Origin of the sequence: Marinobacter bryozoorum (assembly GCF_023156245.1) — a bacterium.
GTDB lineage: Bacteria > Pseudomonadota > Gammaproteobacteria > Pseudomonadales > Oleiphilaceae > Marinobacter > Marinobacter bryozoorum.
Map to the genome: position 1 here is coordinate 35033 of NZ_JAKZAH010000026.1, position 16718 is coordinate 51750.

15 protein-coding genes are annotated in these 16718 nt (G+C 59.1%); 8 read left to right on the forward strand and 7 right to left on the reverse strand.

The window, feature by feature from the left end:
- Positions 1-10: 10 nt before the first annotated feature.
- From MLC59_RS13695 to MLC59_RS13705, 3 genes are all read right to left on the reverse strand, one after another.
- Positions 11-862: a universal stress protein gene (locus MLC59_RS13695; protein WP_427901730.1), complete on the reverse strand. Its 852-nt coding sequence runs from the start codon at positions 860-862 to the stop codon at positions 11-13.
- Positions 863-938: 76 nt separating this feature from the next.
- On the reverse strand, positions 939-2426 hold the full coding sequence (locus tag MLC59_RS13700; protein ID WP_248235053.1) for a SulP family inorganic anion transporter: 1488 nt from the start codon (positions 2424-2426) through the stop codon (positions 939-941).
- Between the two features lie 262 nt (positions 2427-2688).
- A complete protein-coding gene (locus tag MLC59_RS13705; RefSeq protein WP_248235062.1) occupies positions 2689-3534 on the reverse strand; it encodes a UDP-2,3-diacylglucosamine diphosphatase in 846 nt (281 codons plus the stop codon).
- 213 nt (positions 3535-3747) lie between these two features.
- On the opposite strand from MLC59_RS13705, the gene MLC59_RS13710 reads away from it, so the two are divergent.
- Genes MLC59_RS13710 through MLC59_RS13720 form a run of 3 tightly spaced genes read left to right on the forward strand, consistent with a single transcriptional unit; the run spans position 3748 to position 6135 of the window.
- Positions 3748-4701, forward strand: coding sequence for a sulfurtransferase (locus tag MLC59_RS13710; protein WP_248235066.1), 954 nt, complete (start codon positions 3748-3750; stop codon positions 4699-4701).
- 10 nt (positions 4702-4711) lie between these two features.
- Entirely contained in the window at positions 4712-5923 is a 1212-nt protein-coding gene (locus tag MLC59_RS13715) for a YeeE/YedE family protein (protein WP_248235076.1), read from the forward strand.
- Positions 5924-5937: 14 nt separating this feature from the next.
- A complete protein-coding gene (locus MLC59_RS13720; RefSeq protein WP_248235078.1) occupies positions 5938-6135 on the forward strand; it encodes a hypothetical protein in 198 nt (65 codons plus the stop codon).
- A gap of 6 nt (positions 6136-6141) precedes the next feature.
- Here MLC59_RS13720 and MLC59_RS13725 read toward each other — a convergent pair whose 3' ends face one another.
- Positions 6142-7311 carry an ADP-ribosylglycohydrolase family protein gene (locus tag MLC59_RS13725; RefSeq protein ID WP_248235081.1) on the reverse strand — a complete coding sequence of 390 codons (1170 nt, stop codon included), beginning with the start codon at positions 7309-7311 and terminating at the stop codon, positions 6142-6144.
- 249 nt (positions 7312-7560) lie between these two features.
- On the opposite strand from MLC59_RS13725, the gene MLC59_RS13730 reads away from it, so the two are divergent.
- Positions 7561-8778 (forward strand): MFS transporter, encoded by a 1218-nt coding sequence (locus tag MLC59_RS13730; RefSeq protein WP_248235089.1) that lies wholly within the window; start codon positions 7561-7563, stop codon positions 8776-8778.
- Positions 8779-8832: 54 nt separating this feature from the next.
- On the opposite strand, the gene MLC59_RS13735 is transcribed toward MLC59_RS13730, so the two are convergent.
- From MLC59_RS13735 to MLC59_RS13745, 3 genes are all read right to left on the reverse strand, one after another.
- A complete protein-coding gene (locus MLC59_RS13735) occupies positions 8833-9612 on the reverse strand; it encodes a YiiX/YebB-like N1pC/P60 family cysteine hydrolase (protein ID WP_248235094.1) in 780 nt (259 codons plus the stop codon).
- Positions 9613-9773: 161 nt separating this feature from the next.
- Positions 9774-10397, reverse strand: a complete 624-nt coding sequence (locus MLC59_RS13740; RefSeq protein WP_248235103.1) for a YbhB/YbcL family Raf kinase inhibitor-like protein — start codon at positions 10395-10397, stop codon at positions 9774-9776.
- A 149-nt stretch (positions 10398-10546) separates the two neighbouring features.
- Complete coding sequence (locus tag MLC59_RS13745) at positions 10547-11104, reverse strand: carboxymuconolactone decarboxylase family protein (protein ID WP_248235105.1); 558 nt, start codon at positions 11102-11104, stop codon at positions 10547-10549.
- A 108-nt stretch (positions 11105-11212) separates the two neighbouring features.
- Here MLC59_RS13745 and MLC59_RS13750 point away from each other — a divergent pair, with 108 nt between their 5' ends.
- The 4 genes from MLC59_RS13750 (at position 11213) to MLC59_RS13765 (ending at position 16602) form a co-directional block, all read left to right on the forward strand.
- On the forward strand, positions 11213-11824 hold the full coding sequence (locus MLC59_RS13750; RefSeq protein WP_248235120.1) for a TetR/AcrR family transcriptional regulator: 612 nt from the start codon (positions 11213-11215) through the stop codon (positions 11822-11824).
- A 35-nt stretch (positions 11825-11859) separates the two neighbouring features.
- The gene (gene ilvD, locus MLC59_RS13755) at positions 11860-13536 is read left to right on the forward strand and encodes a dihydroxy-acid dehydratase (RefSeq protein ID WP_248235122.1); all 1677 of its coding nucleotides are present in this window, start codon (positions 11860-11862) and stop codon (positions 13534-13536) included.
- A 150-nt stretch (positions 13537-13686) separates the two neighbouring features.
- A complete protein-coding gene (locus MLC59_RS13760) occupies positions 13687-14994 on the forward strand; it encodes an NAD(P)/FAD-dependent oxidoreductase (protein WP_248235123.1) in 1308 nt (435 codons plus the stop codon).
- A gap of 498 nt (positions 14995-15492) precedes the next feature.
- Positions 15493-16602, forward strand: a complete 1110-nt coding sequence (locus MLC59_RS13765) for a hypothetical protein (protein WP_248235125.1) — start codon at positions 15493-15495, stop codon at positions 16600-16602.
- Positions 16603-16718 lie beyond the last annotated feature (116 nt).

Here is a 16718-nt window from a genome sequence, read left to right on the forward strand (position 1 = left end):
GCCAATACCGTCAGCGCAGAATGACCAGGGGCTTTTCAGCAGTCTTGAGCATGGTCGTCGTGGTGCTGCCCACCAGGAACTGACGAATTCGGGAGTGGCCATAGGCACCCATTACCAGGATATCGATATCGTGCTCTTCCTGGTAGGCGTGCAGGGTCGGCTCCACATCACCGGCCCGGATAGCCACCTGGATGTCCACACCCATGCCGGAGAGCATGGATTCAGCCTGTTTCAGCTGTTCACGACGGTCCGCTGTATCGGCACCCACCATCACCACGTGCAGCGGCATGCCCTGGAACACCGGGCTGCCGGCCAGCAGCTCCACGCTGCGGAAGGCGGTCTTGCTGCCGTCGAACGCCAGCATGGCGCTCTTCGGTGCGGTGAATTCATCCGGTACCAGCAGGATCGGCCGGTGCAGGCTGCGGATCACGGTTTCCAGCTGGCTGCCGATATGAACATCCCGGTCAGAACTGCTTTCACCATGCAGTCCCATCACCAGCAGGCGGGTCTGGCTTTCAAGGGCCAGCAGGGAGTCGGTCAGGTCGCCATGACGCTGGCGTTTGTTAACGTCTTCCACGCCCGCTTCCTTCACCCGGCGTTCCGCGTCATCCAGCATGTGGTGGCCGTGCTCCAGCGCCAGCTTGCTGCGGCGGGCATCCAGGTCGGCCAGCTCTTCCAGCAGATGCTCGCGACTGCCCAGACCGATGTTCCCGGCCAGGTCCGGCGCCACCGGATAGCGTTCCTCGTCCAGCACATGCAACAGGGTGACCGGGACTTCCATATGACCACTGGCCCAGGCCGCGTAATCGCATACCGCCGGGGCAGCACGGGAGCCATCGATACAGGCAACTACTCGTAACATGGTGTCCTCGCCTTCGTTGTCATTATGGTTATTGTTGTGACCGCGATTGCTGTCGATCTCTGTGTTCTCGTTCATGTCAGTGCCCCATCAGCTGGTCAACGGCGTCAGGCTTGTCGTGCACGCCGAAACGGTCAACGATGGTGGCGCTGGCCTCGTTCAGTCCGATCACCTCGACCTCGGCCCCTTCCCGGCGGAACTTGATCACCGCCTTGTCCAGCGCGGCTACCGCCGTGATGTCCCAGAAGTGGGCGCGGCTCAGGTCAATCACCACCTTATCCAGCGCCTCCTTGAAGTCAAAGGATTCGGTGAACTTTTCCGACGAGCTGAAGAAAACCTGACCCACGACACGGTAGGTACGGGCTGCGCCATCTTCGTCATACTCCGAGGTGACCGCCATGTAGTGGCCCACCTTGTTGGCAAAGAACAGTGCTGCCAGCAACACACCAGCCAGTACACCGAACGCCAGGTTGTGAGTAGCCACCACCACGACCACCGTCACCACCATCACTATATTGGTGGACAGCGGATGCTCCTTGAGGTTCTTGATGGAGCCCCAGCTGAAGGTACCGATGGACACCATGATCATCACCGCCACCAGCGCCGCCATGGGAATCTGCACCAGCCACTGGTCCAGCACCATCACCATGATCAGCAGGAATACACCAGCCGTTAAGGTGGAGAGCCGGGTACGACCGCCGGATTTGATGTTGATGATGGACTGGCCAATCATCGCGCAGCCGGCCATGCCACCGAGCAGGCCTGAGCCGATGTTGGCAATGCCCTGGCCCTTGCACTCCCGGTTACGGTCGGACGTGGTGTCGGTCAGGTCATCCACAATGGTCGCGGTCATCATGGACTCCAGCAGGCCCACCACAGCCAGGCCCACGGAATAGGGCAGGATGATCATCAGGGTCTCCAGGTTCAGGGGCACGTCCGGCCACAGGAATACCGGCAGGGTATCCGGCAGTTCACCCATGTCACCCACCGTGCGGATGTCCAGACCGAACCACATGGCCACACCGGTCAGCACCACGATGCACACCAGCGGCGAGGGGATCAGCTTGCCCACGGCTGGCAGGTACGGGAACAGGTAGATAATGCCCAGTCCGGCGGCGGTCATTGCGTAGACGTGCCAGGTCACATTGGTCAGTTCCGGCAACTGGGCCATGAAGATAAGAATCGCCAGGGCGTTCACGAAGCCGGTCACCACCGAGCGGGACACAAAGCGCATCAGTCCGCCCAGTTTCAGGTAGCCGGCGACGATCTGCAGTACCCCGGTAAGCAGCGTGGCCGCCAGCAGGTATTCCAGGCCATGCTCCTTCACCAGGGTGACCATCAACAGGGCCATGGCCCCGGTGGCGGCGGAAATCATGCCCGGGCGACCACCCACAAAGGCAATCACCACCGCGATACAGAAAGAGGCATACAGACCCACCTTGGGGTCCACGCCGGCGATAATGGAAAAAGCGATGGCTTCCGGGATCAGGGCCAGGGCCACGACGATGCCGGCGAGCAGGTCACCACGAATATTGGAGAGCCAGTTGGCTTTGAGGGTTTTCACCATAACAACGGAGTTCCATGAAATGCAGATTCGTCAGGCACTGACGATGAGTGCCCTCGTGACAGACAGCATCCCAGTCGCTACCGGGAACGGCCGATGGCGGACGGTGCAGTATGTCGAAACAGACCGGGGAGGGGGTTGAGCGCTAGGGCGGAGTGATCGTCACAATCAACAGTGTACTTTCTGGTTGATGAATATCAGCCGGGCTGACAAATAAAGGGCGCGAAGGATACCAGAAGCCCGGTCACAAAGTAACCGGGCCGGGCTATATACGGTTCACCTGGTCCAGGAAGGCCGCCGGCAGGATATCGATTACCGGGCGCCTGTCTCCGCATACCTCTGGCGCGGGCGCCTCTGGCTCGGTGGCCATGATCGCCGGCTGCTCGGACCAGTGCAGCAATTGCAGCTGGCCGTCAGCCTGTTCCACAAGCGCGGTGCAGTGTTCTACCCAGTCACCGTCGTTGCAGTACAGGCCCTCAGGGCTGCGCAGAAAACCCGCGGAGTGAATGTGGCCACAGATAAAGCCGTCATAATGCCCCTTCTCCGCCGCGGTCAGTGCCGCCAGCTCGAACCGCCGGATAAACGTCCGCGCCGACCCGATACGGCTTTTAATCCAGGCCGCGAGTGACCAGTAAGGTTTGCCCTGCAGCCGCCGCCAGGCATTGAACCAACGGTTCAGACGCAACAACAGGCCGTGAGCCCGATCCCCCACCAGCAGCATCAGGGGACTGCAACGCACCACCTGGTCGAACTGGTCGCCATGACACACCATGAACCGCCGGCCGTCTGCCGTCGTGTGCACCACTTTCTGGTGCAACTCAACGCCGGCCACCGTCTGACCGCAAAAACGTCGCAGGAATTCATCATGGTTGCCCGGCACATAGACTACCCGGGTATCGCCAGCAGCGATCGAAAGAAGCTTCTGGATGACCGCCCCGTGGGCCGGTGACAAATGCACCCGCCGCTGCATGGCAATCAGGTCGACAATATCCCCAACCAGGTAAAGGGTGTCGCAATGGACCTTCTCCAGAAAGTCCAGCAGGTACTCCGCCTGGCAGTCCGCCGTACCCAGGTGAACATCGGAAATAAAGACACTGCGGTAATAAGGCATGACCGACCCTTTTTGCTTGCCCAGCTATGGCTCAAGGCTGCCGATGTTCAGTGAAAACCCGGTGACAGTTAGCGGTCCGTTTGATGACCGCCCGTCGGCGATGCCATTTTTTGGCAATTTACATATGCAAACTCGGAATAGCTGCAAGCCTGTTAATTCCGTTACTCAAAATTCATAATAGGTCGCCCAGAATTTCCCGTCAGGAGAACTGCCATGTTCCGCCTCGTATTCGCACTCACTATGTTCTTCAGCTCGCTGGTAATGGCCGACGACAGCACACCAGCACTGGTGGACGCTGACTGGCTGGCTGCCAATCTGGAGCGTGAGGACCTGGTGGTGCTGGACGTCCGCTCAGGCATTGATAACGGCGGCGACCGCAGCACCTTCGAGCAGGGCCACATCCCGGGCGCCGTTTACAGCAGCTACACCGGCGATGGCTGGCGTGAGAACCGGGACGGCGTTACCGGCGTTCTGCCACCGGTCCGTTCCCTGGAGCGTCTGATCAGCAGCCTGGGTATCGGCAATGACGATACCGTAGTGGTAGCGCCCGCAGGCACCGGGCCCACCGACTTCGGCAGTGCAGCCCGGGTCTACTGGACCTTCAAGGTACTGGGCCATGATGATGTCGCCATCCTCAACGGCGGCTTTGCCGGCTGGAAGGCCGCGGGCCAGGACATCGCCGAGGGCCAGGGCGAACGCCGTGATGTCACACAGTTCACTGCCGAACGGCAGGATGAATTGCTCGCCACCCTGGAAGAGGTACAGGCGGCCCGTGACAGCCAGGCCCAGCTGGTGGATGCCCGCCCGGAAGACTACTTCCGGGGTGAAAACCAGTCGCCGGCCGCCAGGGCCCCCGGCACCATTCCCGGCGCCCTTAACCTGCCCCACCAGTCTTTCATCGACGAGCAGGACCAGGTGTTCTACCTGGACGAAGCCGTGGTATCCGAGCAGGTCAACCTGGCCGAACTGGATCCGCAGGCCCGTACCATTGCCTTCTGCAACACCGGCCACTGGGCCGCCACCGACTGGTTTGTGCTGAGCGAGCTGGCCGGCTTCGAGGAAGTGGCCATGTACGATGGCTCCATGGCCGAGTGGTCCCAGGACAGCGACCGGCCCATACAGGTTGCCAAGAAGGGCCTGGGCAAGCTTCTTGATCTGTTCAACTGAGTAAACACCCATGTCGAATTCTGCTGTTCTGCAGCCTGGCATTCAGCCAGGCTGGCAGATTGACCGTTTTATTGTCACCACGGCCCTCGCCGGCTTTGCCCTTCTTGGCCTGCTGATCTGGCTGGAAACCGCACCGTTTATGGTGGCCCTGTTTGCCATTGGTACGGTGCTGGGCATGGCCCTGTTCCACGGGGCCTTTGGCTTTACTGCCGGCTGGCGCAACCTGGTGGTAAAAAAGCGCGGAGCCGGCATGCGTGCCCAGCTGCTGTTGTTCGCCCTGTCGTCCCTGATCATGGTGCCAATGCTCAACAGCGGCCAGCCCGGGCTGATCGGCAACATCGCACCAGTTGGCACATCGCTGGTGGTCGGTTCCTTCCTGTTTGGTATTGGCATGCAGCTGGGCGGTGGCTGTGGCTCCGGCACCCTGTTTACGGTGGGTGCCGGCAACATCCGCATGGTCGTGACGCTGATCTTCTTTATCGCCGGCGCGGTACTGGGTTCCATTAACCTGCCCTGGTGGCTGGACCAACCCGGCTTTGATCCGGTGCCCCTCGTTAATACCTTCGGGGTCAGCGGCGCCATCCTGGTGCAGTTTATCGGGCTGGGGCTGATCGCCTGGTGGGTCAGCCGCATTGAGCGCAAGGCCCATGGTTCGGTGGAGCGTGATGAGTTGCTCTGGAAGGGACAATCCCATGGGCCCCTGCGGACCCTGATCACAGGCCGCTGGCCATTCACCTGGGCCATCCTGATCCTGGCAGCCGGTAACGCCCTGACCCTCGCCATTGGTGGCGCCCCGTGGAGTGTCACCTTTGCCTTCAACGTGTGGGGGGCCAAGGCCCTGGAAGTGGTTGGTGTGAACATGTCCCAGTTTGAGTTCTGGACCTGGGATTACCCGGCCATGGCGCTGAAAGACTCGGTACTCACCAACATCCCCTCGGTGATGAACATCGGTCTGCTGCTGGGCGCCATGCTGGCAGCCGGCCTGGCCAACCGGTTCAACGAAGCCAGCCGCAACCGGCCGGAAGGTCGCCAGTTCCTGGCGGCGGTAGTGGGCGGCCTGTTGCTGGGCTACGGCGCCCGGCTGGGCTTCGGCTGCAATATCGGCGCCCTGTTCTCCGGCATTGCCTCTGCCAGCCTGCACGCCTGGATCTGGTTCGCCTGCGCCTTTGCCGGCTCGCTGATTGGCATCCGCCTGCGGCCCTGGTTCCGGCTGCCAAACTGATACGGGGGAACTGAATGATGGAACGCGCCTACAATCCTACCCGTATCCTGGTCGCGCTGGGCATCATCCTGGCGCTGATCCTCGCGGACCACCTGCGCAGCCCCACCTTTGCCTTCAATTCCGGGCAGGGCAATGTACAGACCGCCCTGAGCCAGCGGGACGAATCCGCCTGCGCGCCCTGTGGGGCTCCCTGCCCGTCAACCCGGGAGTAATCGCTTTCAGGACAGGGACGTCAGCGCTTCAATATCCGCAAGGATAGCAGGGGCGTGGGTAACCCGGGCCAGCCAGCTCAGCGGGATTCCCCGCTCCCCGCCAACGCCGTGTATCGCCGCCATCGCTGGACCAATGATCCACGCCCGGCCGCAGGAGTCACCGCCACAGTGAATGTTAGCTCGCACGGCCTCGGTAAAACTGCCGGCGTGCGACAGGATATGGAAGATCACCGGCATCGCCTCATTCAGGTAGCAGGTGCGGCCAAAGGTGCCACCTGCACCTGTGGGGTCCAGCCGGTCACCGGAGCGTGCCGTCGCGAGAGTATCCTGGTGCGGGGCTTCAAAGGCCGCTGCATCCAGTGCTGCTGACATCGGCTTACCCTGGAAAATACCCTCAAGGAGTCTTGCTGCACATCTTGCCCAGGCAACGGCCTCATCGTTATGGTTGGTCACCCGCACAGCCGCTTCTGTCTTCTCCAGAAGGTCATCATGACCGCAATAACAGGCCACCAGCGGTGGCAGCTTGGAGACAGCCGGCAACTGCATGTCATCGGCACCACTTTCCGGCAACAGGTAACGGTCAATGATCTGGGCCAGGTGGACGCCTGCTTCCTGGACCTCGGGCTCGTGATAGGTCAGGTCAATGGCCTTTCGGACCGGCCCTGCCAACTGTTCGCCACTGAGACGACTCGTGTAGGGCAGCACTTTCTGGACCAGTATACGTTTTTGCTGATCCGTAAGACTGGCAGGCGTGGTGGCCCGGGCCTGGTCAATTGCTTTCCGCTCAATGGTATCCAGATTACTCAGCGTTACACGGGTAGGGTTGTCGATATAACCCTGCCACTGGCCGCCCGGGCCGAAGAAAGCCCGGAACCGACGCTGATAGTCACGAATATCCAGGTGCCCTTCACAGGCCAGCAGGCTATCGGTAAGCACGCCAGTCGCGGCACCATAGTGGCTGATATCGCCGGCCTTTTTCCCTTCATGGGCGAAATAACCAAAGCCACCACGGAAATAGTCAAGCTTCGGAGGCAGGAACTCGGGGCGTTCGCCACCAACCTTCCAAATGCGGTCGCTGTCATACAGCCAGTGCAGCCCCAGACTCGCCGCATCGGCAACCCAGCCCCCGGCAAGGGCATTAACAACACGATAATAGTTCTCTGAATTGTGAGTCATGGTGGGCTCCGAACTCTCTACAAGAAAACTTCCCGGGGCCTGCCTGGCCACCAGGGTCCCGGACTCTCAGTATTGCATCGCTGGTCAACAAAGCCAGGACGCTCGCAAAAGGGCTACAATTTCTCATTTCGAGATTGTCAGCGAAAGGAATGGCGGTGTCCCGCTGCCCCTCGGCCAATGTCCTTCCCTTGAGCCAGGGTGCCGCGCTTACGAACAGCACAGACCGTACGAACTGAGGAACAGATCACGATGGACCCCTACCATCTGGAAAAACGCAATGTCGCCATTCTGGTAATCAGCCAGACCCTGTTCATGGTGGCAGCGATCACAGTGATGACACTCAGTGGGGTGGTGGGGCAGCAATTGAGTCCCGACCCCGGGCTGGCAACGCTGCCCATCGCCATTATGATGCTGGGCACGGTGGTGTCCACGCTGCCAGCCTCCCTGTTCATGAAGCGCGTCGGCCGTCGTCGCGGGTTCATGACCGGCACCAGCGTCGGCGGCGCTGCCGGTGGCTTGTTGAGCTTGATCGCCATTGCCCTGGAGTCCTTCTGGCTGTTCTGCCTCGGCAGCGTTCTGCTGGGTCTTTATCAGGGCTTTGCCATGTACTACCGCTTCGCGGCGGTGGACGTTGCCAGCCCGGCCTTCCGTAGCCGGGCCATTTCCTTTGTGCTGGCCGGCGGTGTGGCCGCCGCCTTTCTGGGCCCCTGGAACGCCAGCATGGCGACCGGCCTCATCGAAGCCGTACCCTCCGGTGGCCCCTACCTGATCATCGCCATCCTGGCTCTTCTCGCCATGGGTTTGCTGAGTCAGCTGAAGGTTCCCCCTACGGGCGAACCCCAACCAGGGGAAGCCACTCGTCCCATGTCGGCCATCGCAGTGCAACCACGGTTTCAGGTGGCGGTGGTCGCGGGTGCCGTGGGCTACGCCGTCATGATCCTGGTGATGACAGCCACGCCGCTGGCCATGCGCGGTCGCGGCTTTGATATGGCACAGGTGGCCACGATCATGCAGTGGCACGTACTGGGCATGTATGTGCCCTCGTTCTTCACAGGCGGCCTGATTGCCCGGTTCGGGGTGGGTCGCATCCTGCTCACCGGCTGCCTGCTTCTGGCAGGTACCGTGTTCATCGCTACGCTGGGCACAAGCCTGGCCCACTTCTGGTTCGCACTGGTGTTGCTGGGTGTTGGCTGGAACTTTCTGTTTATCGGTGGCAGCACACTGCTTTCGACCGTCCACTCAGAGGCCGAGCGAGGCAAGGTACAGGGAGTCAACGACCTGGCTATCTTCGTACTGGTGGCCATTGGCTCACTAATGTCCGGCTCCCTGTTGCACCACCTGGGCTGGGAAACACTCAACCTCATGATGCTGGCCCCCATAGCACTGGTAATTCTGGCGACGGTCTGGCTACGCATGAACAGGCAAGCAGCGCCGGCATCCGCGGCTATGGGAGCAGGTAAGTCATAGCCGCCCGGGCGGGACCTTGTCTTCAGGTGTCATAGGACTCCCAGACCGTTCTTTTCACAGCTCAACAGCAGCGCCCTTACCGGAAGATGGCATCCAGGCCAGGGCCCGGTAATCGAACCCCTGCTCAATGGTCGGCTTTACGATCTCGAAATAGGGCGAGGCATCGAAGTCTCTTGGCACAAAAAGGGAATGGTGCCGGATCCGGTAAAACTCCTGCTCACACTCCCGGCACCGCGGGTCATCAGAAGGCAGGGCGGTCACCTCCGGCAAGATGGGGTAGTGGATACGCTGGAACCCCTCGGCGATAAAAGATGAACAGATCGCCCGGGTAGGGTCACCACTACCCAGGGCCAGCATTCTCCGCCGGTACCGGACGGGCACCGGTGGTGTGGGCAAAAGGTAGCGGGCCAGGTCGACAATATTCTTCAGGTCATACTGGTGACCAAGGCGTTCACGGGAATACCTTATCAAAGCCTCGATATCATCGAGCCCCAGACCAACCGGACGACAGATGCGGGTATGGCTGTGTCGATAGAAAGACAGCGGAATTGCCCTGATCCCGGCTTCAAGGTCCGCTTCCACCAGGGTATTGGGCTCACCATTTTCGTTGTGGCCCAGTCCTGCCGAATCTCCCAGATACAGTGCGGCATGCGACCAGGTGGACTGGGTCAGGTACTTGATCGCCACACTGACCCGGGTATCACCTTCCACCAGCAGCACATCACCTGGCTGTACAGTAGCCACCAGCGCCTCCCAGGTTGAGGTTCTGACGGAAAAATCGACAACGGACTTCGAAAGGTAGCTGGCGAGGGATCTGGCAATCCAGCTGAACATCGGCAGGACTCTTTGTTATTGGCTTTGACCATGGCTGGCCTCAGCACCAGTAGAAGACGGTATATACCGTCACCCAGCAAGTTCCCCCTCCCCGTCGTTTTGGAACACAGAGGTTTCACAAAGGCAGGGAGGGCGAAGGTTTTCTAGTAAGGGGTGGGAAATCAGCGAAGATCCGGATTCAGCGTGTAAGTAGCCGTAACCCGCTCGCTCGCCAGTACGTGCCCTTCCATCGCCTTGCGAACAGCCTCCCCATCGAACTCACCGTCCAGGCCCAGGGTTTCCACATCCAGCGCATAGACTTCGTAGTGATAGTGGTGCACCAGTTCGTCGTTCCAGGGCGGGCAGGGGCCATCATAGCCACCGTAGGTGCCAGCCATGTCCGGGTTACCGGCCAGAAACTGGGTGAAGTTATTGACCCCGCGGATGCCAATGGGACCAGGGCCCGGCTGCTTGCCCTTGGGGCTGACGCCGTCACTGTCCTCGCCTTCGGGAATACAGCTGGTGGTAGCGGGAACATCCACCAGCAACCAGTGGAAGAAGTCCACCCGGGGAATGTCTTTCGAGACCGCCTTGCCTTCCTGGTTGACGTCGTCTGCCACGCTGGGCACGTCGGAATCAAACATCACCACGGCAAAGCTCTTTGTACCTTCAGGGGCGTCCTGCCAGGTAACTTCCGGATTGCGATTGGGACCAAAACTCATGTGGTCTTCTTCGCTGTACACACCAAACGCAAACTTCTCCGGGACCGGCTGGCCCTCGGTAATACCGTTAAACTGAACCTTCATGGTTTGCTCCTGTTGGCTATTACAAATACTCCCCGGTTTTAGCAGTTGCGTGGCGGACTTGTCCAGATCGGGGCTCCGGGTCATCGGGCTTCAAATGACCCAAAAGCCCAGCGGTGTTGTATTACCCGGGTACCAACTACTGCCTTCCCTCAGCTCTTTTTCCTGGTCCACTCAAACTTTTTGAACGGCTCATCGATCGGCGTCTCGGCGATGTGGTTCACGTAGTTACTCATGGTTTTCTGGGCCACGCCGAGGACCACTTCCAGCACCTGCTGTTGCTCATACCCGGCATCGTAGAAAGCCTGCAGAGCGTCTTTTGTGACTTTACCGCGCTTACGGACCACCGCCAGGGTGAAGTCACGCAGCGCTTCCAGCTTGTCGTCCGGCAGTGGCGTTTCGTTGCGCAGGGCTTCGGTAATCTCTTCCGGCACTTTCATCATGTTGGCGATGCCGGTGTGGGCGGGTACGCAATAGTGGCACTCGTTCTCCACGTTGATCGTCTGCCAGACCACGGTCTGTTCGTTGGCGTTGAAGCTGGTGTTGGTGAACAGGCCGTGGAGGGTCTGGTAGCCCTCAAGCAGGCCAGGTGCTTCTGCCATGACGGCGTGCAGGCTGGGAATCATGCCCATGTTCTTTTTGGAACCTTCCAGCAGGGGCTTGGCGCGTTCGGGGGCAGAGTCGACATCGTGCAAGGCAAAGTCAGTCATAGGAACCTCCGTTTTTGAATGATTGCTCAAATTCAACCTCACCCTAGCTGTATTTGAGTGACCATTCAAGTTATAATCGCACAAATTCTGACCGGCGGATGTTGTTCCATGCCAAGAATCGCCAAGTATGACCGGGAAAAAGCCCTGGAGGATGCCGTCAGACTGTTCTGGGAACGGGGCTACGGCGGTGCATCGATGAAACAGATCGAACAGGCGCTGGATATGCGGCCCGGCAGTTTGTATGCCACCTTTGGCAACAAGGACGGTCTGTTCCGGGAAGCGTTGGCGGTGTATACAGGGCGTATGTCCAACTCCATGGGCAGAGCACTGGAAGAGTCGCCAACTATCATGGAGGGGATCTTCACTTACCTGAGATCCCTCACGGAGCAGATTACCGCTCCGGATTCTCCCGCAAGGGCCTGCCTGGTCGTGAAGACCCTCCTGGAAGTCACTTCCGACCAGCCGGAACTTCGGGACCTCGTTAACCGACGCCTCCGGGAAGTCGAAGATTACCTGGCCGAGCTGTTCGAACGGGCACGGGAGCAGGGTGAACTGAAACCGGGCGTAGAAAGCCGCCGGCTCGCCCGCCTGGTACAGTCCCAGATCATGGGGTTGCGCTCGCTGGCCCAGCGGGACATCGACACAGACAGCGTAAAAAACCTGACCGAAGACATCATTACCGCCCTGGGCGCCTTTACGCAGCACCCCACCACGCACTAACCTCTTGGAACACAACGTTTCAGGAGAGAGAGACCATGACCGACGACAAGCGACGTCGCCATTCCGCCCCAGTGGTCGACGGCCTGGGTAAATCCGCCAGCCGTGCCATGCTCCGGGCTGTGGGGTTCACCGACGAGGATTTCCGCAAGCCACAGGTGGGTGTTGCCTCCACCTGGAGCAACCTGACCCCCTGCAACATGCATATTGACGGCCTGGCGCGGGAAGCGGCCAGGGGCGCCGACCAGGCCGGCGGCAAGAGCCTGATTTTCAATACCATCACGGTTTCTGACGGCATTGCCAACGGTACCGAGGGCATGAAGTATTCCCTGGTGTCCAGGGAAGTCATCGCCGACTCCATTGAAACCGTGGCCGGCTGCGAGGGCTTTGATGGCCTGGTGGCCATCGGCGGCTGCGACAAGAACATGCCCGGTTGCGTCATGGGCCTGGCGCGCCTGAACCGGCCTTCGGTGTTCGTCTACGGTGGCACCATCCAGCCCGGCGAGAACCACACCGATATCATCTCCGTGTTCGAGGCGGTTGGCGCCCACGCCCAGGGCAACATGGACCTGATCGAAGTGAAGCAGATCGAGGAGACCGCCATTCCCGGCCCTGGCTCCTGCGGTGGCATGTACACCGCCAACACCATGGCGTCGGCCATCGAGGCCATGGGCATGAGCCTGCCGGGCAGTTCCGCCCAGAACGCGGTATCCGACACCAAGCTGGCGGACTGCGAAGCCGCCGGCGCCGCAGTGCTGAAACTGCTGGACGAGGACATCAAGCCCTCCGACATCATGACCCGCAAGGCCTTCGAGAACGCTATCACCGTGGTCATTGCCCTGGGTGGCTCCACCAACGCCGTGCTACACCTGCTGGGCATGGCCAGCACCATGGGCGTGGAGCTGAGCCTGGATGATTTCGTGCAGATCGGGAAGAAGGTACCGGTACTGGCGGACCTGCGGCCGTCCGGGCACTACATGATGTCAGAACTGGTGGCCATTGGCGGCATCCAGCCGCTGATGAAGATGCTGCTGGACCGGAGCCTGCTCCATGGCGACTGCCTGACCGTCACCGGCAAGACCCTGGCGGAAAACCTGGCGGAGGTGGAAGCCTACCCCGAAGGCCAGGACATCATTCACGCCTTCGACAACCCCATCAAGGCAGACAGCCACCTGCGGATTCTCTACGGCAACCTGTCACCCACCGGCGCCGTGGCCAAGATCACCGGCAAGGAAGGCACCCACTTTACTGGCAAGGCACGGGTGTTCCATTCCGAGGAAGAAGCCCAGGAGCGCATCATGGATGGTACCGTGGTGGCTGGCGACGTGTTGGTGATCCGTTACGAGGGCCCGAAGGGTGGCCCCGGCATGCGGGAAATGCTGACCCCCACCTCCGCCATCATGGGCAAGGGCCTGGGCAGCGATGTGGCGCTGATCACCGATGGCCGTTTCTCCGGCGGCAGCCACGGCTTCGTGGTGGGCCATATCACCCCGGAAGCCGCCGAAGGCGGACCCATCGCGCTGGTTGAGAACGGTGATACAATCACCATCGACGCAGTGAACAACACCATCGAGCTGGACGTCACCGATGCAGAGCTGCAGCGTCGCCGCCAGAACTGGCAGGCGCCGGCCCCCCGGTTTACCCGCGGCGTGCTGGCGAAATACGCCAGGACCGTCAGCTCGGCGTCCAACGGCGCGGTAACAGACCTGCCCTGATACCCGAATAACAACAGCCGGACCCTCGACCTGCCACCCATGGCCGGAAGTTCGAGGGTACCGGCGGCTTCCCCAGATATCAGTGAAGAGAGCCAGTGGCCCTGACCAACTCAGGACCCCTGCCTGTCTTTACTTACAGGAAAGCAGTCAATGAGCGAACCTCATCATATCGTCGTTGTCGGCGGCGGCGCCGGCGGCCTGGAACTGGTCACCCGCCTGGGCAACAAGCTGGGGCGCAAGGGCAAGGCCCGCATTACCCTGGTGGACGCCGGCCTGACCCATGTCTGGAAGCCCCTGCTGCACGAAGTGGCCTCCGGCTCCCTGGACGCCAATGCCAACGAGATCAACTACCGCGCCCACGCCCGCAAGCACCACTACGAGTTCCAGCTCGGCCGCATGACCGGCCTCGACCGCCAGAATCACCGGATTGTCATTGCACCCTTCCTGGACAATGACGGCAACGAGGTGGTGCCGGAGCGGGACATTCATTACGACACCCTGGTCATCTCCGTGGGCAGCACCGCCAATGATTTTGGCACCCCCGGCGCCCAGGACCACTGCCTGTTCCTGGACAGCCTGCCCCAGGCCCGGCGATTCCATAACCTGATGCTCAACGCCTTCCTGCGCAAGAACCACAATGCCCGCGAAGGGCTGGACCACCAGTTGCCCATCACCATTATCGGCGCCGGTGCCACCGGCGTGGAGCTGGCGGCAGAGCTGAGACTGGCCTCCCGGGAGCTGCCGGTCTACGGCATGAATCACCTGGCGCCCGAGGATATCCGGATCTCGGTCATCGAGGCTGCGGACCGCATCCTGCCCGCGCTGCCCGCCCGCCTGTCACTGGCCGCCACCCGCGAGCTGGAACGACAGAACGTGCAGGTACTGACCGGTCAGCCCGTGGCGGAAGTCCGGGAGCATGACATCGTGATGAAGGATGGCACCGAGATACCGTCACAGATGACCATCTGGGCGGCGGGTATCAAGGCACCGGAATGGATAGGGAAGCTGGACCTGGAAACCAACCGGGGCAATCAGGTGGTGGTCAAACAGACCCTGCAGTCCGTAACCGACCCGGACATCTTTGCCTTCGGCGACTGCGCCGCCTGTCCACAGCCCGGCTCCGACCGCCCGGTTCCACCACGGGCCCAGGCCGCGCACCAGCAGGCGGATACGCTGTTCAAGACACTGCGTCATCGGATTGAAGGCGGCGAACCGGTGCCATTCGTGTACCACGACCATGGCTCGCTGATTAACTTCAGCCGATACACCACGGTGGGCAACCTGATGGGCAATCTCTCCGGACGATCCATGTATGTGGAAGGCAAGGTGGCCCGGCTGTTCTATGCATCCCTGTACCGAATGCACCAGAACGCCCTGCACGGGCCCGTACGTACTGCCATCATCTGGGCCATGGACCGGGTCAGCAGGGCCATGCAGCCGAGGCTGAAACTGCACTGAATCCAGCCGGGGCGGACAAAGGCAACAGGCCAGCCAGGCCCGGGACCCGCTGGATGAGTGGCCTGAAATTCTGGAGCGGGTGAAGGGAATCTAACTATAGTTATTAATCAATCAATTAAAGACAAAAACCCGGTTCGTCATACAACTCCCCATACAAGCTGAGCGACCCTGCATTTTTGGTGTTTTTTTGTAACGGGCAACCGGAATGGTACTTTTAAACGGCGGAATACGTTCCGTCTGCATGGACGCCACTCAGCACCGAACTCAGAGTCCATCAGCTATATGATCCTACATCGTTAGAGCCACTACCACCGCAACCGGGGTTAACCAATCGTGTTCATTTGACCGCCTGGCAACCCGAGCTTGGTTCTGTGTTCAATGTTCGACATTCAGCTCCCACCTCTGTTCTCTATTGCAGGGTGCCCTAAACTTGGGTACGTTTACCAGTATGCCGACAAGTCAATGACATAGATCTTTGGTAGTAGCAGGGACCGTATCATGGGTTTATTTGATTTTCTAAAGGATTATAGCCTGGAAGCCCGCGAAATCAGAGATTACCTGGTTAACGAATGGGGCATGAAAGATGAATACGCTAACCCATTTGTCCATACTTACAAAAAAAATCTCGGACAGATTCTGAATCAAGGCAGAGCAAAGGTTGCGTCCATCGACCCCTCCTCTCCCGATTCTGGTGGATTCCTCCACGCCATGAATGAGAACGAACTACGCTTCTCAATAGTTAATCAAGCGTATCTTGCGTACTTCAGGGACCTAAGATCCGGAAAATATATTAAAACCCCTGTCGAATACGCTATCTGGGCAATTCTTGTAAAAGAAAACGAGTTAATATCCGCACACAACCCCGCATTCGCTAATTTTGTAATCAGTAATGCCGAAGAAAAAGTGCCTTTCCTAGATAACGTCTTCAAATTTGAGGATCTGGGCAATGAGTCTCAGCTGACATCTGACACATTTATCCCAGAAACGCCAATAGCTTCAAAACCCACTCAAAAAGAATCTGGCAAAGAGAGAAAAGGTTTTAAATCACGCGACCCTGCTAGAATCAAAGTCTCCATCAATCTGAACGAAAACAAGTGGCGTTTCTTTGAATCAAGCCACAGCATAGGCGTGAGTTATTATCAGGCACTACTGGGAATCAATAGCTTCGGTAAAGAGCTTTCTGACAAAACAGCGTCACAGCTTGTGAACCAATTTCCATCACCTTTTAGGTCGTATTACTTAGAGGTTTATCAGAGATTAATAAACTGCATGCACCATTCTATCGAGAACTTTAAATTCCCAGAAATCAAGGAATACTCTCATGTCGTTGACTACTTTTTGATTCTTGTATTATGCCGTATATTTTTTAATAATGGTGAGAGCCCCGAATCGGCTTCTGTTAATTATCTTTATTTTTTCATAAGCCGTTGTGTAGAGATAGATAAGAAGGAAGGATTATTGTTTCAGAAATTATCCTTAGACGCCCCACTACAGGCAGCTAACAATATGCTGCATGATATTGGGTCGTTGAATATCACTGAGCTCCCAAGTGATATGATGGCACAGATTAAAAAATCAGTTTCAGAAATCGAAACCCGTCAAGGCTAAAGTTATTTCTGGGGACAGCAACTGGCAGGAATTTATCATCTAGGAGTCTGCGCGGCAGGAGACACCTTCTGGCATAATGCGTAAAAATTCTTCATCACCGGAGAATCTGATGGGAA

Excerpts from the sequence above, each read along its gene's own strand:
- MLC59_RS13705 (WP_248235062.1), bottom strand. The coding sequence starts at position 3,534 with ATGCCTTATTACCGCAGTGTCTTTATTTCCGATGTTCACCTGGGTACG.
- ilvD (WP_248235122.1), top strand. The coding sequence starts at position 11,860 with ATGACCGACGACAAGCGACGTCGCCATTCCGCCCCAGTGGTCGACGGC.
- MLC59_RS13760 (WP_248235123.1), top strand. The coding sequence starts at position 13,687 with ATGAGCGAACCTCATCATATCGTCGTTGTCGGCGGCGGCGCCGGCGGC.
- MLC59_RS13700 (WP_248235053.1), bottom strand. The coding sequence starts at position 2,426 with ATGGTGAAAACCCTCAAAGCCAACTGGCTCTCCAATATTCGTGGTGAC.
- MLC59_RS13725 (WP_248235081.1), bottom strand. The coding sequence starts at position 7,311 with ATGACTCACAATTCAGAGAACTATTATCGTGTTGTTAATGCCCTTGCC.
- MLC59_RS13730 (WP_248235089.1), top strand. The coding sequence starts at position 7,561 with ATGGACCCCTACCATCTGGAAAAACGCAATGTCGCCATTCTGGTAATC.
- MLC59_RS13695 (WP_427901730.1), bottom strand. The coding sequence starts at position 862 with ATGTTACGAGTAGTTGCCTGTATCGATGGCTCCCGTGCTGCCCCGGCG.
- MLC59_RS13710 (WP_248235066.1), top strand. The coding sequence starts at position 3,748 with ATGTTCCGCCTCGTATTCGCACTCACTATGTTCTTCAGCTCGCTGGTA.
- MLC59_RS13765 (WP_248235125.1), top strand. The coding sequence starts at position 15,493 with ATGGGTTTATTTGATTTTCTAAAGGATTATAGCCTGGAAGCCCGCGAA.
- MLC59_RS13735 (WP_248235094.1), bottom strand. The coding sequence starts at position 9,612 with ATGTTCAGCTGGATTGCCAGATCCCTCGCCAGCTACCTTTCGAAGTCC.
- MLC59_RS13740 (WP_248235103.1), bottom strand. The coding sequence starts at position 10,397 with ATGAAGGTTCAGTTTAACGGTATTACCGAGGGCCAGCCGGTCCCGGAG.
- MLC59_RS13715 (WP_248235076.1), top strand. The coding sequence starts at position 4,712 with ATGTCGAATTCTGCTGTTCTGCAGCCTGGCATTCAGCCAGGCTGGCAG.
- MLC59_RS13750 (WP_248235120.1), top strand. The coding sequence starts at position 11,213 with ATGCCAAGAATCGCCAAGTATGACCGGGAAAAAGCCCTGGAGGATGCC.
- MLC59_RS13745 (WP_248235105.1), bottom strand. The coding sequence starts at position 11,104 with ATGACTGACTTTGCCTTGCACGATGTCGACTCTGCCCCCGAACGCGCC.
- MLC59_RS13720 (WP_248235078.1), top strand. The coding sequence starts at position 5,938 with ATGATGGAACGCGCCTACAATCCTACCCGTATCCTGGTCGCGCTGGGC.